Raw genomic sequence first — 15339 nt, 5'->3', positions numbered from 1 at the left:
CATATAAAAAAGGAGGAGTTAATATGTTTCGCCATCAAAAAGAATTGCAATTTGAAGTTAAGGTAGATCGACCAGATCCGATGCTTGCACGTCAAATTCAGGAAGTGTTAGGTGGACAGTTTGGGGAAATGACTGTCATGATGCAATATCTTTTTCAGGGTTTCAACTGCCGTGGAGAAGAAAAATACAAAGATATGCTGATGGATATTGGTACAGAGGAAATTGGACATGTAGAGATGCTTTGTTCGCTCATTAGTCAATTGCTTGATGGCGCTTCTCCGGAAGATCAAGCAGAAGCCGCAAAAGATCCTGCTACAGCAGCCATCATGGGTGGAATCAATCCCCAGCATTTGCTCGTAAGTGGCCTTGGGGGACTGCCAACCAACTCGAATGGGGTGCCTTGGAACGGATCTTATATTGTAGCCAGCGGAAATCTATTAGCGGACATGCGATCGAATCTTCATGCTGAAAGCCAAGGACGCCTTCAAGTGGCCCGTTTATATCATATGACCAAAGATGAGGGGGTACGTGCCACCTTCCGTAAAATGTTAGCCCGTGATCGTTACCACCAATATCAATGGATGGCGGCCATTGCAGAACTTGAAGAAAAAAATGGCGTTGTCGTTCCCGCGTCATTCCCACCGGAAGCGGAAATGGAATCTCAACCGGAAGCGTACGAATTCTGGAACTTGTCAGAAGGTAATGAATCAGCAGACGGACTGTGGGCAACAGGGAGCGCCCCAGATGGTACAGGAGATTTTGTTTATGTAGCTGAACCAGTTGCAAAAGGGCAGATCCCTAACCCTAAGGTTCCGGCAGCACAATTGCATCATGACCTGGATAGAAGTCAATCGCTTAATAAAAGGTAATAGAAACTTTTCAAAAAAAGCTCGATGGCCCCTAAAGGGACATCGGCTTTTTTTATTCTATATGTTTGCCAAAACCTAATTATTTGCTTGTGGATATTTTTTGGAGTAGCATAGTTTCCATCTTCAAGACAAAACATTTTAAAAGCGTGGTCACTAATTTAATAGTAAGGAGTGGGACAAATGAAAGCAGTGGTAGTTAAAGAACCGGGTGGAGCAGAACAATTACTATTAAAAGATTTTTCCAAGCCCATGCCCGGAAAAGGGGAAATATTAATTAAGGTGAAAGCCTCTGCTATAAATAGAACGGATATTGTTTCACGAGAAGGGAAATCCGGTTATATGGCCAATCCAATATTGGGGATTGAAGTTTCTGGGGAAGTGGTGGAAACAGGGGAAGGTGCAAATATACAATTAGGGACAAGGGTGATGGGCCTTGTAAACGGCGGCGGTTATGCTCAATATGCCTTGATGCCGGCTGATAGAGCGATGAAGATCCCGGATAACTTGTCATTTGAAGAAGCGGCAGCGATTCCTGAAGTATTCTTGACGGCGTACCAAACCTTGTTTTGGTTAGGGGAATTGACGGATCAAGATACGGTATTGATTCATGCTGGCGGAAGCGGTGTAGGCACAGCAGCTATCCAACTGGCAAAAAAACTGACAAAAGCAAAGATCATCACTACAGCCGGCTCAAAGGAAAAATTGGATTTCTGCCACTCATTAGGAGCGGATGTCTGTATCAATTATAAAGAACAATCTTTTGATGAGGAAATAATGAAAGCTACAAATAATCAAGGAGTGGATATTATCCTGGATTTCATCGGTGCTTCTTACTGGGAGAAAAACCTTAAAAGCATAAAAACTGATGGACGATGGGTACTGATAGGGATTCTAGGAGGAACTGTAGTCGAGAAGGTGAACTTGATGGAACTTCTCTTAAAAAGAGTTCAATTAAAAGGCACTCTATTAACGCCTCGGAGTGATGAATATAAAAAAGAGCTAACGGAAGAATTCGTTACAAAGGCCATGCCGTTGTTCCTCCAACATGAAATCAAGGCAATCGTGGATCATGTCTTCCCTTTTGAAGAGGTACAAAGGGCGCATGAACATATGGAAGCAAATAAGAATTTGGGTAAAATCATTTTACAGGTAAATGAATGATTAAAGAAAACAGCTTCGAAGCATGTATGGAGAAAGTTACCCAGAATTGCTACATTATTGGGCGGCCTCTTTTCATGGTGCTTGATAAGGAAAAGGTGGAATATGGGTTTTGTTAATGGCATATCGTTGAAGAATGAAATACGGGCAAAGTATAATGAATATATACAAAGTCAAGATGCTCTTCATTGGTATCTGTTAAAATGGGGGAATCGTAATGAATGAACTCAATGCATTATTCAGGAAAAGAATAGGGCTCCAGGAAGATGTGAAACTGACATTTGGGAAATTAGATGAAATTCTGGATAAAACTGCGAAAACCATTCCGTTTGAAAACTTATCAATCATGGCATCCCATCTAAGTGATATCAATAAAGCCAATATCATGAACAAAGTCCTCGTGAGGAATGAGGGTGGATTATGCTATGAATTGAATGCAGCCCTTTATTTTTTCCTAAAGGAAAATGACTTTGATGTATTCTTGGTTCGAGGTGTCATCTATAATCAGGGGTGGATGACCATAGGAAGGACCCATGTTACCATTCTATTGAACCATGAGGGCCAAACCTATCTGATCGATACGGGTTTTGGCGGGAATCTGCCTTTAAAACCAGTTCCGTTGAACGGAGAAACGGTCATTTCCCAAAATGGTGAATTCCGAATAAAAAAAGAAAGTACCGACCATGGAGATCATATTCTTGAATTAAAACTGAAACATAAAGATCGCGATTGGAGAATAGGGTATGCATTCGATTCTTCAAAACCCGTAGGAAATGTAGCGGAACTTAATGAGGTCCAAACGATCATCAGGGAAAATCCCCAATCGCCATTCAATAAGCATCCATTAATCACCCGTATGACAAACAACGGGAACATCACTTTAACTGATACATCCTTTACACGGTGGGATGATGGGAAAGTGACGAAAGAAGAAATAGATGGAACACGATTTAAAGAGTTAATGAAACAGCACTTCGATAGATAGTGGAAAAGGACTGAATATCAAAGGAGTCCATACCGAAAGACTGTCCATTCTCGACAGTCTTTTTATGAATACAATGATCGTCGAGATCCAGCTAGATGCTTGCTCTGATTAGGCATGGCAGCCAGTCGGCGGAAAGGGAGCGGATTTCTGAAAACTATAGGCAAACTCGCTTCTTCGAATTTGTCTACAGTCTGAAAATATTCATTATGGATTGTTTTTACTATTCATTCAATAGATTTGAATTCAGTGGGGTGAGAAGGATATGGAGAGGAAGAATCGATTGGTTTTTACTAGATCGAATGCTGCTGCTAAACGAAAATTCGATGAAGCGATCACCATTTTGGAATATAGCGTAATGCTCGTTGAGCTCTTTGGATTAGAAGAGTTCAATAATATAATTGCCGGACAGTTAAGGCTGATTTTATGTGAAACGAAAAATACGCGCATAAAGCGGGAAAAGGTCACGATTGATCAATCCTTAATAAAGAAAATCAATCCTAACCCAAGATTGTATCCTATTAAAGACTCCATTCAAATGAGCAATGTTATTACGGAAGACATCTTCGATTATACTAAACAGAGGATTGAGCTAAAGCTTTGGAGAAATCAAATTATCTATAAAACCGATATCGAAGGAAAAATACAGGAAATTAAAATCATTGATTTTATTAAGGAAACAGCTAATAAGATTGGCGGTGCACAAGCTGAATCAAGTTTCCCTAATAAGTCCATTGTTTCGGATGGTCATACCAAAATCATGTTAAGAGGAATAGCGAAAGGGTTATTCAAATCCATAGGCAGGGATTATAAAAAACATGCCTCCATGAACCTTTCACATATCATGCAAAAAATCGAACAATCAGCTTTGGGAGACTAAACATAAGAAGGACTTTTGGCAAAGTCCTTCTTGCTTGGTTTCCAAGCAATATCCGTTAGGATTGAATACCTCAAATAACCTCTATCAATAAACCATCTCTTTTTACTTCTGTTAAACCACTCCCAATAGCATGCTGTTCACTTTTATTATTAAAGGTATATAGAAGAATGGGGAATTCCCTGATTAGATAACAAACAAACATTGAGGCCGTATATGTAAATGTAAAGACTTATTAAATTTACACTAAAATCCAGCTATAGACGCTTGAGATAATTTATAATGATATTCCGAATATAGTTTCACGTGGAAAAATAGACTCAATATTGAACCGTACCCCATACAAATAAATCAACTAAAGATAAATAGAAAGAGATGATGATATGAAGGATTTTGATGAAAACCTTCCTGACGAATGGCTGGAACTAGTAACATTGGCAATGAAATCGGATGTTACAAAAGAGCAATTCAAAAAGTTTCTTCAAGAAAAGTCGAATAGCAATAAAAGTAGCGATTGTGGTGGCTAATGAACGCCTGAATTGAGGCAGGACTATTGCAAAAAAAGTATGATGCTTCATTTCTTTTGCCACGAGTGTACTCCATATTTTCTGCATATTTAATTGGTAAGATGGATGTAATCATAAGGGAGGTTTTATTCAATATGAAAAAAAGAACAAAATTGCCTATCATCTTATCATTATTAGCAGCCCTGTTTTTAGTCCTTGGCGCATGTTCCAACAGCGATGATAAAAACAAAGAAGAAAAAAAAGAAAAGGAACATAGTGAAATGGACATGAACCATTCTAGCACGGGTGATGTTCCAGAAGGATTAAAAGCTGCAGAAAATCCAACCTATGAAGTTGGAAGTCAAGCGATTATCGAATCAGGTCATATGGAAAGCATGAAGGGGGCGGAAGCAACAATAGTGGGTGCCTTTGATACGACTGCTTATGCAATTTCGTATACGCCTGCAACTGGCGGAGAAAAAGTTGAAAATCATAAATGGATCATTCAAGAAGAAATCAAAGATGCAGGTGAGAAAACATATGAACCCGGAGCGGAGGTCACAGTTAATGCTTCTCATATGGAAGGAATGAACGGGGCTGTCGCTGAGGTTGAATCTGCTGAAAAAACGACTGTTTATATGGTCGATTTCACACCGACTACTGGCGGAGAAAAAGTGAAGAATCATAAATGGGTAACGGAAAGTGAATTATCAGCATCTGAATGATTTAACATCATGATTTGCAAAACAGAAGAAAAAAATAAGTCTAGGTTATCCTTCATGGTTATGAAACTCTCACTAGGTTGAAGAAATTTGCGACACTCCTGCCGAATAACTGGCTAGCCAAGACCCCATAGACGCTTGCTTTGATGAATCTTGGCAGACAGTCGGCGGAAAGGGAGCGGATATTTGAAAGCAACTGGAACGCAACTCGCTTTTCTTCAAGTTCGTCTACAGTCTGAAGGAATGGTAAACAAACCATTCCTTTTTTTGTGATTGAATTATCTTGAAAATTATTTTGCTCTGTTAATATGGATTTATAGAAATGTAAAAATGGGGTGCAAGTATGATGACTGGATTAACTATCAGACCTTTTATGGAAAATGACTATGAGGCGCTGAGCAATTATTGTTTACCTATAGAACAAGCAATCTATACTTCTTTACCTTTGAAAGTTATCGAAGACTTCAGGAAGGATAAATATAACCTCCCCATGGTCATTTATTTAGATGAGAATTTGATTGGATGTTTTGCCTTATATACGGATAAAGCGGGAAATCAATATACAAGTAATGAGAATGCGATTCTTCTAAAATCATTCTCCTTGGATTTGCGCCATCAAAAAAAGGGGCTAGCTTTTAAGACTTTAAAAGTGTTGCCTGATATGATCAAACTAAGTCATCCAGATAAAGATGAGATTATTCTAACAGTGCATCATTCGAATGTTCCAGCGATAAATTTATATAAAAAAGCTGGATTCATTGATAAAGGATACAGATTCAATGGGGAAGAAGGGGAGGAATTTATTTTCCACTTTGCTCTGGATTAAACAAATGAAATACTTCGGGAGAGTAAGATAAAAGAAAGACAGGCACCCATGAGACGATCATCAGAAAACATAGGAAATGGACAGTCCACGGAAAGGGGGCGGATTTCTGAAATCAATGGGAACGTTTTTCAAAGAAAAAAACTGTAGGCAAACCCGTTTTTCGAATTTGTCTACAGTCTGAAGCATTTAAACGATGCTTATTTATTTGGAAGGTATTCCATACGATATGATTCAGAATTCATGGAATCCATCCTGCAATTTCTAATAACGTCAGAACGATCTCAAAGACAATGAGGATTACAATGATCCATTCTACGAATAGTCCCCTGATCGAATGGCTGATGTTAGAAAACCCATCCATAATGTTATATAAAATTTCGGTTTTACTTTTCAAGATTTTATACCGATCATTCAATTCAAAAAAATCAAGCATGCTGTCATAAAATTCGCCGGCAATGCTGCTTGTCCATGTAATATCAGGTTTGTCCAGAATCATGATGTACGCTAGGGTATTATACTCGTGACGTACGATTTTTGCAGTCGTCCTCGCTAGTTCCTTATTACCGATTCTCAGCTTGCCTTTTTCCAGTCGGTCTATCATGGCTTCGAGCTTGTCGTGGATTTTTCCGAGTTGTTCCTCAGTTTTTTCAAGTGCCACCGATTTTGCGAGAATGGTGGAAATTAATTCAGGGTAGAAAAATTCATATTTAGGCACAACTACATATTCGTCCGTCAAATTGATGTTTTCAGTTTCACTGAAGTGAAGGCTGTAATCGTCTGTATATCTATCTAAATTGTCGAGATCAATAATCGGCTCGAAAGAATGGATAAAGGATGAAAATTCCTTAATCTCATTCGGGTGTGAGTAATTGATGAAGACAATGCTGCCAAAGGAAAAAACCAGCACCTGCTGCGATTCGTCCACATTTTTATTAAGGATGGAACTTAGAATATCGCCTTTAAGGATTAAAGGCTCTTCCCAGGTGAATTTTTTTGGAATGCCGCAATGAATGGCGATTTTGTTCAAATCGATTTCATTAGTGATTGCAAATGCTTTAAAGGTAATTGGTTCCATCTATATCACTCTCTTCAACAAATTGGTCTTTTTTCGATTCTATTCTATTCTTACAAAAACATGCTTGAATAATTCTTGAAGGTAGAAAAAAGTTCACTGACTGTTCAAGTGAATATAGAAAGAGATCCTTATGATCTGGTAACTAAACGAATAACTTCCATTAAGGATAAAAAAATTTCAACAACAGAAAAATATGATTTCACTGTTTTTAAATAACCAATATTCCATAAATTTCTTCAGAAGGTATATGGATAAAAGATGAAAGTTTCGTAGAGATGTCATGAACATAAATCCCGCAATCCAGTAATATGTTCGTATGTTTTTTTAATAAAACCGGTATGTGCCTACTCTCACTTTGGCCAATGAACATCGTTTGATTTCTAACTGCTAAACCGCGAGTATAACCAAAGCATTTAAAAATATCTTCCTCATTTCTTTTTACTAGGAATTCACCTGAAACACAATAATACATCTTATTATCATAATGAAGTACGCTGTGAGGTTGAAGTAATTTATCATGACAAATCTTAACCACGTTTCTTGCCTGTAAAGAATATTCAAGAATCTTACCTTGGTGGATTGTTTTATTAGTGAAATAACTTGCTAAAGAGAGGGGATTTTTCCTTGGAGGATATGAAAACATTGATACATATAGCTTATCATTTGCTATATACAAATCGTTGACGTGGCAAACATCGTCATTTTCAGGTGAAAATCTAATTTCATCAATTCTTTCCAAATCGTTTTCCAAATCATAAACACCAATTGAGTTAGTTTTGGTTTCAATAATATAAGCCTTATCATTATCTATTGCTACACCATGTAAATCTAATTCTGTAGATAAAGCCTTATTCTTAATAACCTTTAAGCTTTCATCCAAAATGAAGATTCCATGAGAATTGGAAATTACGACAAAAGAGCTGCCGTATTTTGTAATGCCTGTGCATCCAACATTTAAAATCTTTTTTATTTCATATTGTTGTTGTTTAAATTGGACTAAATATAGACCGCCTTTATGATTGCAGCATGAAATTAATATTTTACAATCATCTATGGGTATCATGTATGATCGCACCTCATTTTTTTAGACAATTTGTTTTCTTATATAGTATGAATTTTTATTGTAATGGTGTAGACAAGTTATGGGGGGGAATAGTGGACTTTTTATAACTGATTAAAACGTTTTGAAATGGGATTTATGTCCTGAACTTTCAAGTCCTATTAATAGACTTAAAATACACTAGTTTATATGCAAGAGGGCGTTTCCGCTAAATGGAACGCCCTCCTTCTTTATGTTGCTGTTTATATGCCATTAATGAAACTTTACAAAAGCCTATAAAAGTTCATGAAAACTTTACTTTTATTTACAGAATTCTCATATTGATGTCAATATTCAGTAATACATGTTTGTTATAATCGGTTGACGGTTTTAAAGGTGATTGGAAAAGAGTCTCTTAAAAATCCTTCATTTACAGATAAGTAGCAGGCCGATTGAAGATGACTGAATAGTAGGAGTGAACAAAAATGGAGGAATCTATAAATCTATATGAGCTTACATTTAGTGAAAAAGATAGATATGTAATCATTACGAATGCTTATCCACATGAAGATCAGTTATATCGAAATGGGTTTATCCACCGAAGAGTCAAGGCTTATCTGGATGAGGGTTTGAAGGTTGATGTCTTTGTTTTGCATCCTGCCTATAAAAAAGCAGAAAAGTATACGTATGAAGATGTGCCTGTTTATCGTGGAACTGAACAGCATCTGCGCATTTTCTTAAATCATAAAGTACATAAAAAAGCGCTCATTCATTTTGTTAATCCCAAAATGGTACAAGCGATAAAAGAAACGAACACAGATTTACCGATAATTACCTGGATACATGGATTTGAAACGGAGGCATGGCATAGAAGGTGGTTTAATTTTCTTGAAAGCCCTGAAAGCTTGCGGAAGATACTTGAAATGTCGGACGACTATTATGTAGCACAGCTTTCTTTCATGAATTGGTTTTATCAAACGAATGAGTTGGATACAACCTTTGTTCATATTTCCAAATGGTTCAAAGAACATATAGCGGAATGTGATGCAAGAGCAGAATCGAAAAATTCAGTAATCATTCCTAATGTAATAGATGACAATCTCTTTACCTTTATTGAAAAGCCAGTTGAAATGCGGACAAAAGTCCTTTCAATCAGGCCATACGCTTCGCGAAAATACGCCAATGATTTATCGGTGAAAGCAGTTCTTGAACTATCGAAGAGACCATACTTCGATAAGTTGGACTTTGCATTTTATGGTGATGGAAAATTATTCGATCAAACCGTTGAGCCAATCAGGGATTTTGAGAATGTAACGATTCATAAAGGTTTCCTATCTCAGGATCAAATCGCTGCATTACATAAGGAGTATGGGATTTTCCTTTGCCCGACCCGTTTGGATTCTCAAGGGGTTTCAATGTGTGAGGCAATGTCGAGCGGGCTAGTGCCGATTTCAACAGATATTACGGCAATCCCGGAATTCGTTAAACATGACGTTTCTGGCCTTCTAACAAAACCTGAGTCTCCTATCGAAATTGCTGATGCAATAGAGCGCTTATATTACAACCCGGACGTATTTTTAAGAGTGTCAAAACAAGCTTCTCAGTCGATTAGAGAAAAATGCGCGGTAGATGTTGTTATTAAAAGAGAATTGGAGATTATCCAAGGTTAATGGAAGGGAGTTTTTTCAATATGGACGAACGAAACGAATATTGGAAAACTATGTACGAGGAACTCGAATTACAAATGAAAGACATGATGTCCATGACATTGGAGCTCATAGAGGGCAATGGCACTGAAAAGCAAAAAATCATTGAGAACATTACAAAAGAAAACAATATGCTGCGAGAAGAATTAGAAAAAAGTAAGATCGCTCAAAAAGAAAATATTAAGCTTAACAAAGAAATAAGAAGACTTAAGTTACTAGAACACAAATTCAACGTTACATATGCAGGGAAATTCACGTTAAAATATCTTGCGCTTAAATCATCTATTAAAGAACAAATAAAAAAATAAAGATTCATATCAGATTTCAGTCATTGGAGTGAAAACTTTGAATTCACATGAACTAGTTGAAAACAGAAAAATGAAGGTACTTCTATTTGGCTTTATTGACATGAATTCAATGGATGGATCTGCAGTATTTTTATCTTCCTTAGCATCGACCATTGCGCTAGATTCCAACATCGAAGTTGACTTACTTCTAGCTAGCCCAGTCAAACGTGATATCCTAATTCAGCCTCTTGAGAAATTTGATAATATAACCATTCTCAATCCTTTTGTCGATCCTTTTTTCAGTGCCACCGATGATGAATGGGTAAAAAAAGGTGTCATTGATTTTGATATAGCTGAAATGCTCATTACTCATTATTGGAGTCAAAAGGGATATGATTGGCTATTTGTTAGAAGCATTGAGACTGTTGAAAAAATAGCAAAGCATAAGCATATCATAAAGAATACTTTAGTTTATGCTACAGGATTGACTCACATAGGCCAGGATGTTGATGAAGAAAAATTTGAGAGCATCAAAAATATATATGATCAGTGTGCGTATTTCTTATGTCAAACAGAAGAGATGTGCGAATTTGTCATTGAGATTCTTAATTTGAATAAAGAAAAAAACAAAGTTTCCCTGCTTACCCCGATGATACCAAACATTGAATCAGCAGAAGGGCAGACCCGGTTAAAAAACAAACTTGTATATACAGGAAAATTCGACCCTGATTGGAAGACCATTCCGATCATTACTGCTTTTAAAGAATTAAAGCGCGAAATTCCGAATCTTTCACTTGATGTTGCGGGGGATAAATTCAAATGGGTTAAGGATGATTCTCAGTTTAAGGAAGAAGCGGCATACCTTCTTAAAAATACAGATGGTCTTACATGGTACGGGGCATTGACAAGGGAGAATGCCCAACAATTAATCGTGAACAGTGATATTGGGATAACCTGGAGAAGTGAGGAAATGGACAGCAGTCTGGAACTGTCTACAAAGCTATTGGAGTATGGGATTTTAAGGAAGGCTGTAATAATGAATCCAACCAAAATGCATATAAAGCTTTTTGGCGAAGATTACCCGTTATATGCTGTTACAGAGAAGGATTTTCGTGACACTGTCAAATTAGCACTAAGCAATAAGGATATATATGAGTTTGCGGCAAAACGAATGTATCAGGTCAGCAGGCAGTTTTTATTTTCGGAAGCAATAAAAAAACTGCAAGTACTATTATGGAGCAAGCGTATTACAGATTTTGTAGAGCAAAGCACAAATATGTTTTATATTGATGTAGATGACTTTGATGAACTGAATAAGCATGCACCATCAAATAAAGTGAAAAAATTCTCTGCAGAGTTAAATATTGACGAAGTTTTCACCTGCATCGTCAAAAACATACCAGAAGAAATAAAGCGAGTCGAAAAACTGTTTAAACTGTCTGGATATGGTCAAATCATTTCAGCAGAAAAAGCCGGATGTTATACATTTCTCCACATCCATAAAAGTTATGGAAACTTTGAACAAAATTTTCAAAATAACATGCCATATTTAAAAACTATAGGATTTGAAACCTATGGAAATCCTAAATTAAAGCCAAAAGATGTGGAAATTTCAATGAAGGAACGGGCAACTGCTGATAAAGAAAAATATGATATGAAAGGGAAAAATAAAGAATTAGCTAAAGAAGTAAAGCAATTAAAAAAACTGAACACAGTTCAACTTAAACAAATTACTAAGCTAGAAAAACAAAACCTGGCACTTGGACGTAAATATGATTCACTTTCGAAGTCGAAAATGGGTAAAATGACATTCAAGTATTGGGATTTAAGAAAAAGGCTTAACTTTTAAGAAGGTAAACCTGCAACAAAATAATAGACCATGCAATGGAGGACACACTTCTTAAATATATATTTTCAAATGAAAGCCCCTGAATGCTGCTTTGCTAACAGGGGCTTTTGTCATTTATCGAGAAAAGGAGCAAGGATTCTTGCAAACTTTTTATGTATGTTATCGATTTCTGCAGTATGTATAAAGCTGAAAGCTCAATAAACTATCTGTGAATTCCCTTTAGCGGTGTTATAATATTCTGAAAAAGGAGGAGAGATGATGGAGGAGATTGTGGTAAAAGCGATTCAAGATGATTATCCAGATGCATTTGCATGGTGTTATGGATGCGGTCGTTTAAACGAAGAGGGTCATCACTTTCGAACCGGTTGGCAAGGTGAGCAAACAAGGACAATTTATACACCACGTCCAGAGCATATCGCAATTCCTGGATTTGTTTATGGCGGCTTGATTGCTTCTTTAATTGATTGTCATGGAACAGGCTCCGCTGCATTGGCAATGCATCGTAAAAATGGGCATGAAGTTGGAGATGGAGTGGAGCCTCCCAGGTTTGTGACTGCATCACTGAAAGTGGAGTTCGTAAAGCCAACCCCAAATGATGTGCCATTAACAGCCGTTGGGACGATTCATGAGGTTCATCCAAAGAAATGGAGAATCGAAACAGAGGTATTTGCCATCGATAAACTTTGCGCCCGTGGAGAGGTCATCGCTGTGGTGATGCCAAGTACTTTTACAAGCAAAGAGTGATCCGGACCCTTTGAACAGGCCAATAGTAAGCTGATTGATAAAAACGGATTCAAAAGCAGAATTAGGTTTTTTTTATTAAAGGGCCGTCCAATTATTTGGACGGTTATTTAGTGTATCTGAGTATCCATTTCAAGCATTTTCATACCATTATATGATCATCTGGACCGTATTCTATCTCTTCTTTCGCTTCCAAGTGAAAATATTGAATGATGGACTTGATAAAAGAAGGAATTGAGAGCGGATGTGGATTTAAATAAAGAGACACCCCTCCCTGGTCGTAACGGCTCCAAGTCATTTCTTAATTTTGTATCATTATCATTTCATCATAGATTAAGTTTTGTCTAAGCTCAGTTGCTGTTTGCATGGATATTTGCTCATCTTCAACCATTTGCTGAATGATATCACGTTCGATTTGCATTGCAATCAACTGAAAATGACTCACCATCTCTTCAAAGCGATTTGCTTCTTTTTCACTTAATGTTCCGAATGGATTCAAATAACGATTATATCTTTGAATGACAAGCATCACTTCATGACGGTTTTCAGGTGTAGTTTGCTGTTTGATCAATGAAATGGCTTCCTTTGAAGCTTCTTTTTGGGCTTTACGGAACTCCCGGATCAGGTCCGAATTTTTAACGATGGAGTCCTCTAATTTCGCTTCCCATTTCTTATCCCATTTGACATTGATCTTTTTCTTGAAAAGAATCGCCTGCAAATTGATCCAAGCCCTCTTCAGCGAAGATTTTTGCATATAATTTAAGGTTCTTGAAAGATACACTTTATAAAGTTCTAAGGCTGTTTCAGATATAGTTCCTTTTTCGACTAATCCAGAAACGACTTCCAATTCCTTATTGGCCCCTTGCTCCACTAAATCGCGTATTGTCCGATTATCGGGTCTGGTCGTGATTCCCCGTTCCAAATCAATCAGTTGTTCATTCAAATCTTCCATTACTTGATTGACAGCTTTCTGATTATCCATGGTTGCTTCTTTGCTTAGCTGATCGATCGTTTTATTTAAAACAATTTTATATGCCTCCTCAGAGGTTAGGCGTTCATCTTTGAATTCAACCGGTGTCTTTACCAGTAATGGCAAGAGAACCGTAGCCAATGTGACGCTTAACAATATAACGCAAGCTGCGATGAACAAGACTGTATTACGCATTGGGAATAAAGTGTCATCTGGCATGAAATATGGTATGGATAAAGCTGTAGCTAATGTAATCGTTCCATGAATGCCGCAAACGGATGTCAAAAATGCAAATCGTGGTCTTGAAACATTCTCCTCATCAGTGTCCTCGCTATCTTCTGGGTGAACCCTGGACATAATGAATTGCTCTAATGGATTCACTCTGTTTTTTGTAAAAGTATCATGCAGAATGTATACCCAAATAAAACGGATCACCAATAATAAAAGAACAATCAAAACACTTATCCCAAAAAGATTACCCCTATTTATGTTCGACTCAATTTCCTGATAAACAATCGGCAACATAAATCCTAATAAAGCAAATACAAGTCCATTCAAAACATAACCTAATACAGACCATGTATTAGATGATACAATTTGCAATTTAGTTGTGGAATTCTGAAGGCGATCCCGCTCGATGCCATGAATTACACCTGCGGCAACCACTGCCAAGATTCCGGAAACATGGAATTCTTCAGCTACCATATATATGACAAAAGGCGTAATTAGCTCAATAACAATAGACATGGAGATTTCTTCAAGTCCATGAATCCGTAAAAATAATCGTAATTTAACGATTAAGTAGCCCAATAGGATACCTATGAAGATACCGCCTATAGCTACAAACATAAAATTAAGCGAAGCATCCTTTATTGAAAATGCTCCAGTTAAGGCAGCTGCCAGGGCAACTTTAAAAGCCACGATTCCAGCAGCATCATTGAAAAGTGATTCACCTTCAAGGATGGGCATCATATTTCCGGGCAATTTCAATCCTTTTGTAATCGATTGTACCGCTACAGCATCCGTAGGGGTAATTGTAGCTGCTAAAGCAAAGGCGACAGCCATCGGCATATCAGGTATTAACCAGTGGATGAAAAAACCTCCTGCAAAAACAGTCACAAATACTAACCCAAAGGCCAATAACAGAATAGGCTTACGCAATTCAAGCATTTCTTTACGGGACGTATTTTTTCCTTCTGTAAAGAGTAACGGAGCAATAACACAGATCATGAATAATTCTGAATGAAAATCCAACGATAATTGAAATGGCAATAATGAAAGCACTGCTCCCATGGATATCTGATATATCGGTAGTGGAATACGAGGCCATATGGCATTTAATATTGTAGCGATTATTGTAGACACCAATAATCCGAGCAATGTGATTAAGAATGACATAGAATCTCCCTTATCTTCTAATGTTTTAGTCTGATTGCCCATGAAACTTATTTAAAAAGAAAAAAAGAGGTATTTTAAAGCGAATATCCATCCTTAAAAAATAACCCCCATTTTATGGTCTTGCGTAGCTTGTTCAAAAACAATATTTAGCCAGAGACAGTATTTTAATATGTAGCCTCGGTTTTTGATATACCCCTTAGTTATTAATTACAAACAGGATATCACAAGAGTTTACGGTTTATTCAAAATCAACTTATAACATAGCTTTTCAATTATGCTAATGAAAATTAAGTTCATGCTTGGGCACAGGATTTTCTGTATAAAATACCCTTAA

General features: G+C 37.1%; 14 protein-coding genes. 11 read left to right on the top strand and 3 right to left on the bottom strand.

Annotated elements, in window-relative coordinates; all coding sequences use genetic code 11:
* Positions 1–23: 23 nt before the first annotated feature.
* The 7 genes from ACIQZD_RS06620 (at position 24) to ACIQZD_RS06590 (ending at position 5940) form a co-directional block, all read left to right on the top strand.
* Positions 24–869, top strand: a complete 846-nt coding sequence (locus tag ACIQZD_RS06620) for a manganese catalase (protein ID WP_034305265.1) — start codon at positions 24–26, stop codon at positions 867–869.
* Positions 870–1049: 180 nt separating this feature from the next.
* Positions 1050–2030: an NAD(P)H-quinone oxidoreductase gene (locus ACIQZD_RS06615; RefSeq protein ID WP_402899735.1), complete on the top strand. Its 981-nt coding sequence runs from the start codon at positions 1050–1052 to the stop codon at positions 2028–2030.
* Between the two features lie 214 nt (positions 2031–2244).
* Positions 2245–3012, top strand: coding sequence for an arylamine N-acetyltransferase family protein (locus tag ACIQZD_RS06610; RefSeq protein WP_402899732.1), 768 nt, complete (start codon positions 2245–2247; stop codon positions 3010–3012).
* Positions 3013–3274: 262 nt separating this feature from the next.
* Positions 3275–3889, top strand: coding sequence for a hypothetical protein (locus tag ACIQZD_RS06605; RefSeq protein WP_402899729.1), 615 nt, complete (start codon positions 3275–3277; stop codon positions 3887–3889).
* A 380-nt stretch (positions 3890–4269) separates the two neighbouring features.
* Positions 4270–4413 carry an anti-repressor SinI family protein gene (locus ACIQZD_RS06600; protein ID WP_137019873.1) on the top strand — a complete coding sequence of 48 codons (144 nt, stop codon included), beginning with the start codon at positions 4270–4272 and terminating at the stop codon, positions 4411–4413.
* 134 nt (positions 4414–4547) lie between these two features.
* Complete coding sequence (locus ACIQZD_RS06595) at positions 4548–5117, top strand: YdhK family protein (protein WP_402899725.1); 570 nt, start codon at positions 4548–4550, stop codon at positions 5115–5117.
* Between the two features lie 340 nt (positions 5118–5457).
* On the top strand, positions 5458–5940 hold the full coding sequence (locus tag ACIQZD_RS06590) for a GNAT family N-acetyltransferase (protein ID WP_402899722.1): 483 nt from the start codon (positions 5458–5460) through the stop codon (positions 5938–5940).
* 238 nt (positions 5941–6178) lie between these two features.
* Here ACIQZD_RS06590 and ACIQZD_RS06585 read toward each other — a convergent pair whose 3' ends face one another.
* The gene (locus ACIQZD_RS06585) at positions 6179–7015 is read right to left on the bottom strand and encodes an RMD1 family protein (protein ID WP_402899719.1); all 837 of its coding nucleotides are present in this window, start codon (positions 7013–7015) and stop codon (positions 6179–6181) included.
* Positions 7016–7223: 208 nt separating this feature from the next.
* On the bottom strand, positions 7224–8078 hold the full coding sequence (locus ACIQZD_RS06580; RefSeq protein ID WP_402899716.1) for a DUF4915 domain-containing protein: 855 nt from the start codon (positions 8076–8078) through the stop codon (positions 7224–7226).
* A 461-nt stretch (positions 8079–8539) separates the two neighbouring features.
* On the opposite strand from ACIQZD_RS06580, the gene ACIQZD_RS06575 reads away from it, so the two are divergent.
* From ACIQZD_RS06575 to ACIQZD_RS06560, 4 genes are all read left to right on the top strand, one after another.
* Positions 8540–9724 carry a glycosyltransferase family 4 protein gene (locus tag ACIQZD_RS06575; RefSeq protein WP_402899710.1) on the top strand — a complete coding sequence of 395 codons (1185 nt, stop codon included), beginning with the start codon at positions 8540–8542 and terminating at the stop codon, positions 9722–9724.
* Positions 9725–9744: 20 nt separating this feature from the next.
* Positions 9745–10068 (top strand): hypothetical protein, encoded by a 324-nt coding sequence (locus tag ACIQZD_RS06570; protein ID WP_402899705.1) that lies wholly within the window; start codon positions 9745–9747, stop codon positions 10066–10068.
* Positions 10069–10105: 37 nt separating this feature from the next.
* On the top strand, positions 10106–11896 hold the full coding sequence (locus ACIQZD_RS06565) for a glycosyltransferase family protein (RefSeq protein WP_402899702.1): 1791 nt from the start codon (positions 10106–10108) through the stop codon (positions 11894–11896).
* Between the two features lie 258 nt (positions 11897–12154).
* Positions 12155–12640, top strand: a complete 486-nt coding sequence (locus tag ACIQZD_RS06560; RefSeq protein WP_137019880.1) for a PaaI family thioesterase — start codon at positions 12155–12157, stop codon at positions 12638–12640.
* Between the two features lie 298 nt (positions 12641–12938).
* Here the strand turns inward: ACIQZD_RS06560 and ACIQZD_RS06555 are convergent, their stop codons facing one another.
* Positions 12939–15005, bottom strand: coding sequence for a Na+/H+ antiporter (locus tag ACIQZD_RS06555; RefSeq protein WP_402899698.1), 2067 nt, complete (start codon positions 15003–15005; stop codon positions 12939–12941).
* Positions 15006–15339: the final 334 nt, after the last annotated feature.

Origin of the sequence: Peribacillus sp. NPDC096447, assembly GCF_044762725.1 — a bacterium.
Lineage (GTDB): Bacteria > Bacillota > Bacilli > Bacillales > DSM-1321 > Peribacillus.
Note: the sequence above shows the minus strand (reverse complement) of the source record. Positions and strands in the feature narration are given on the sequence as shown.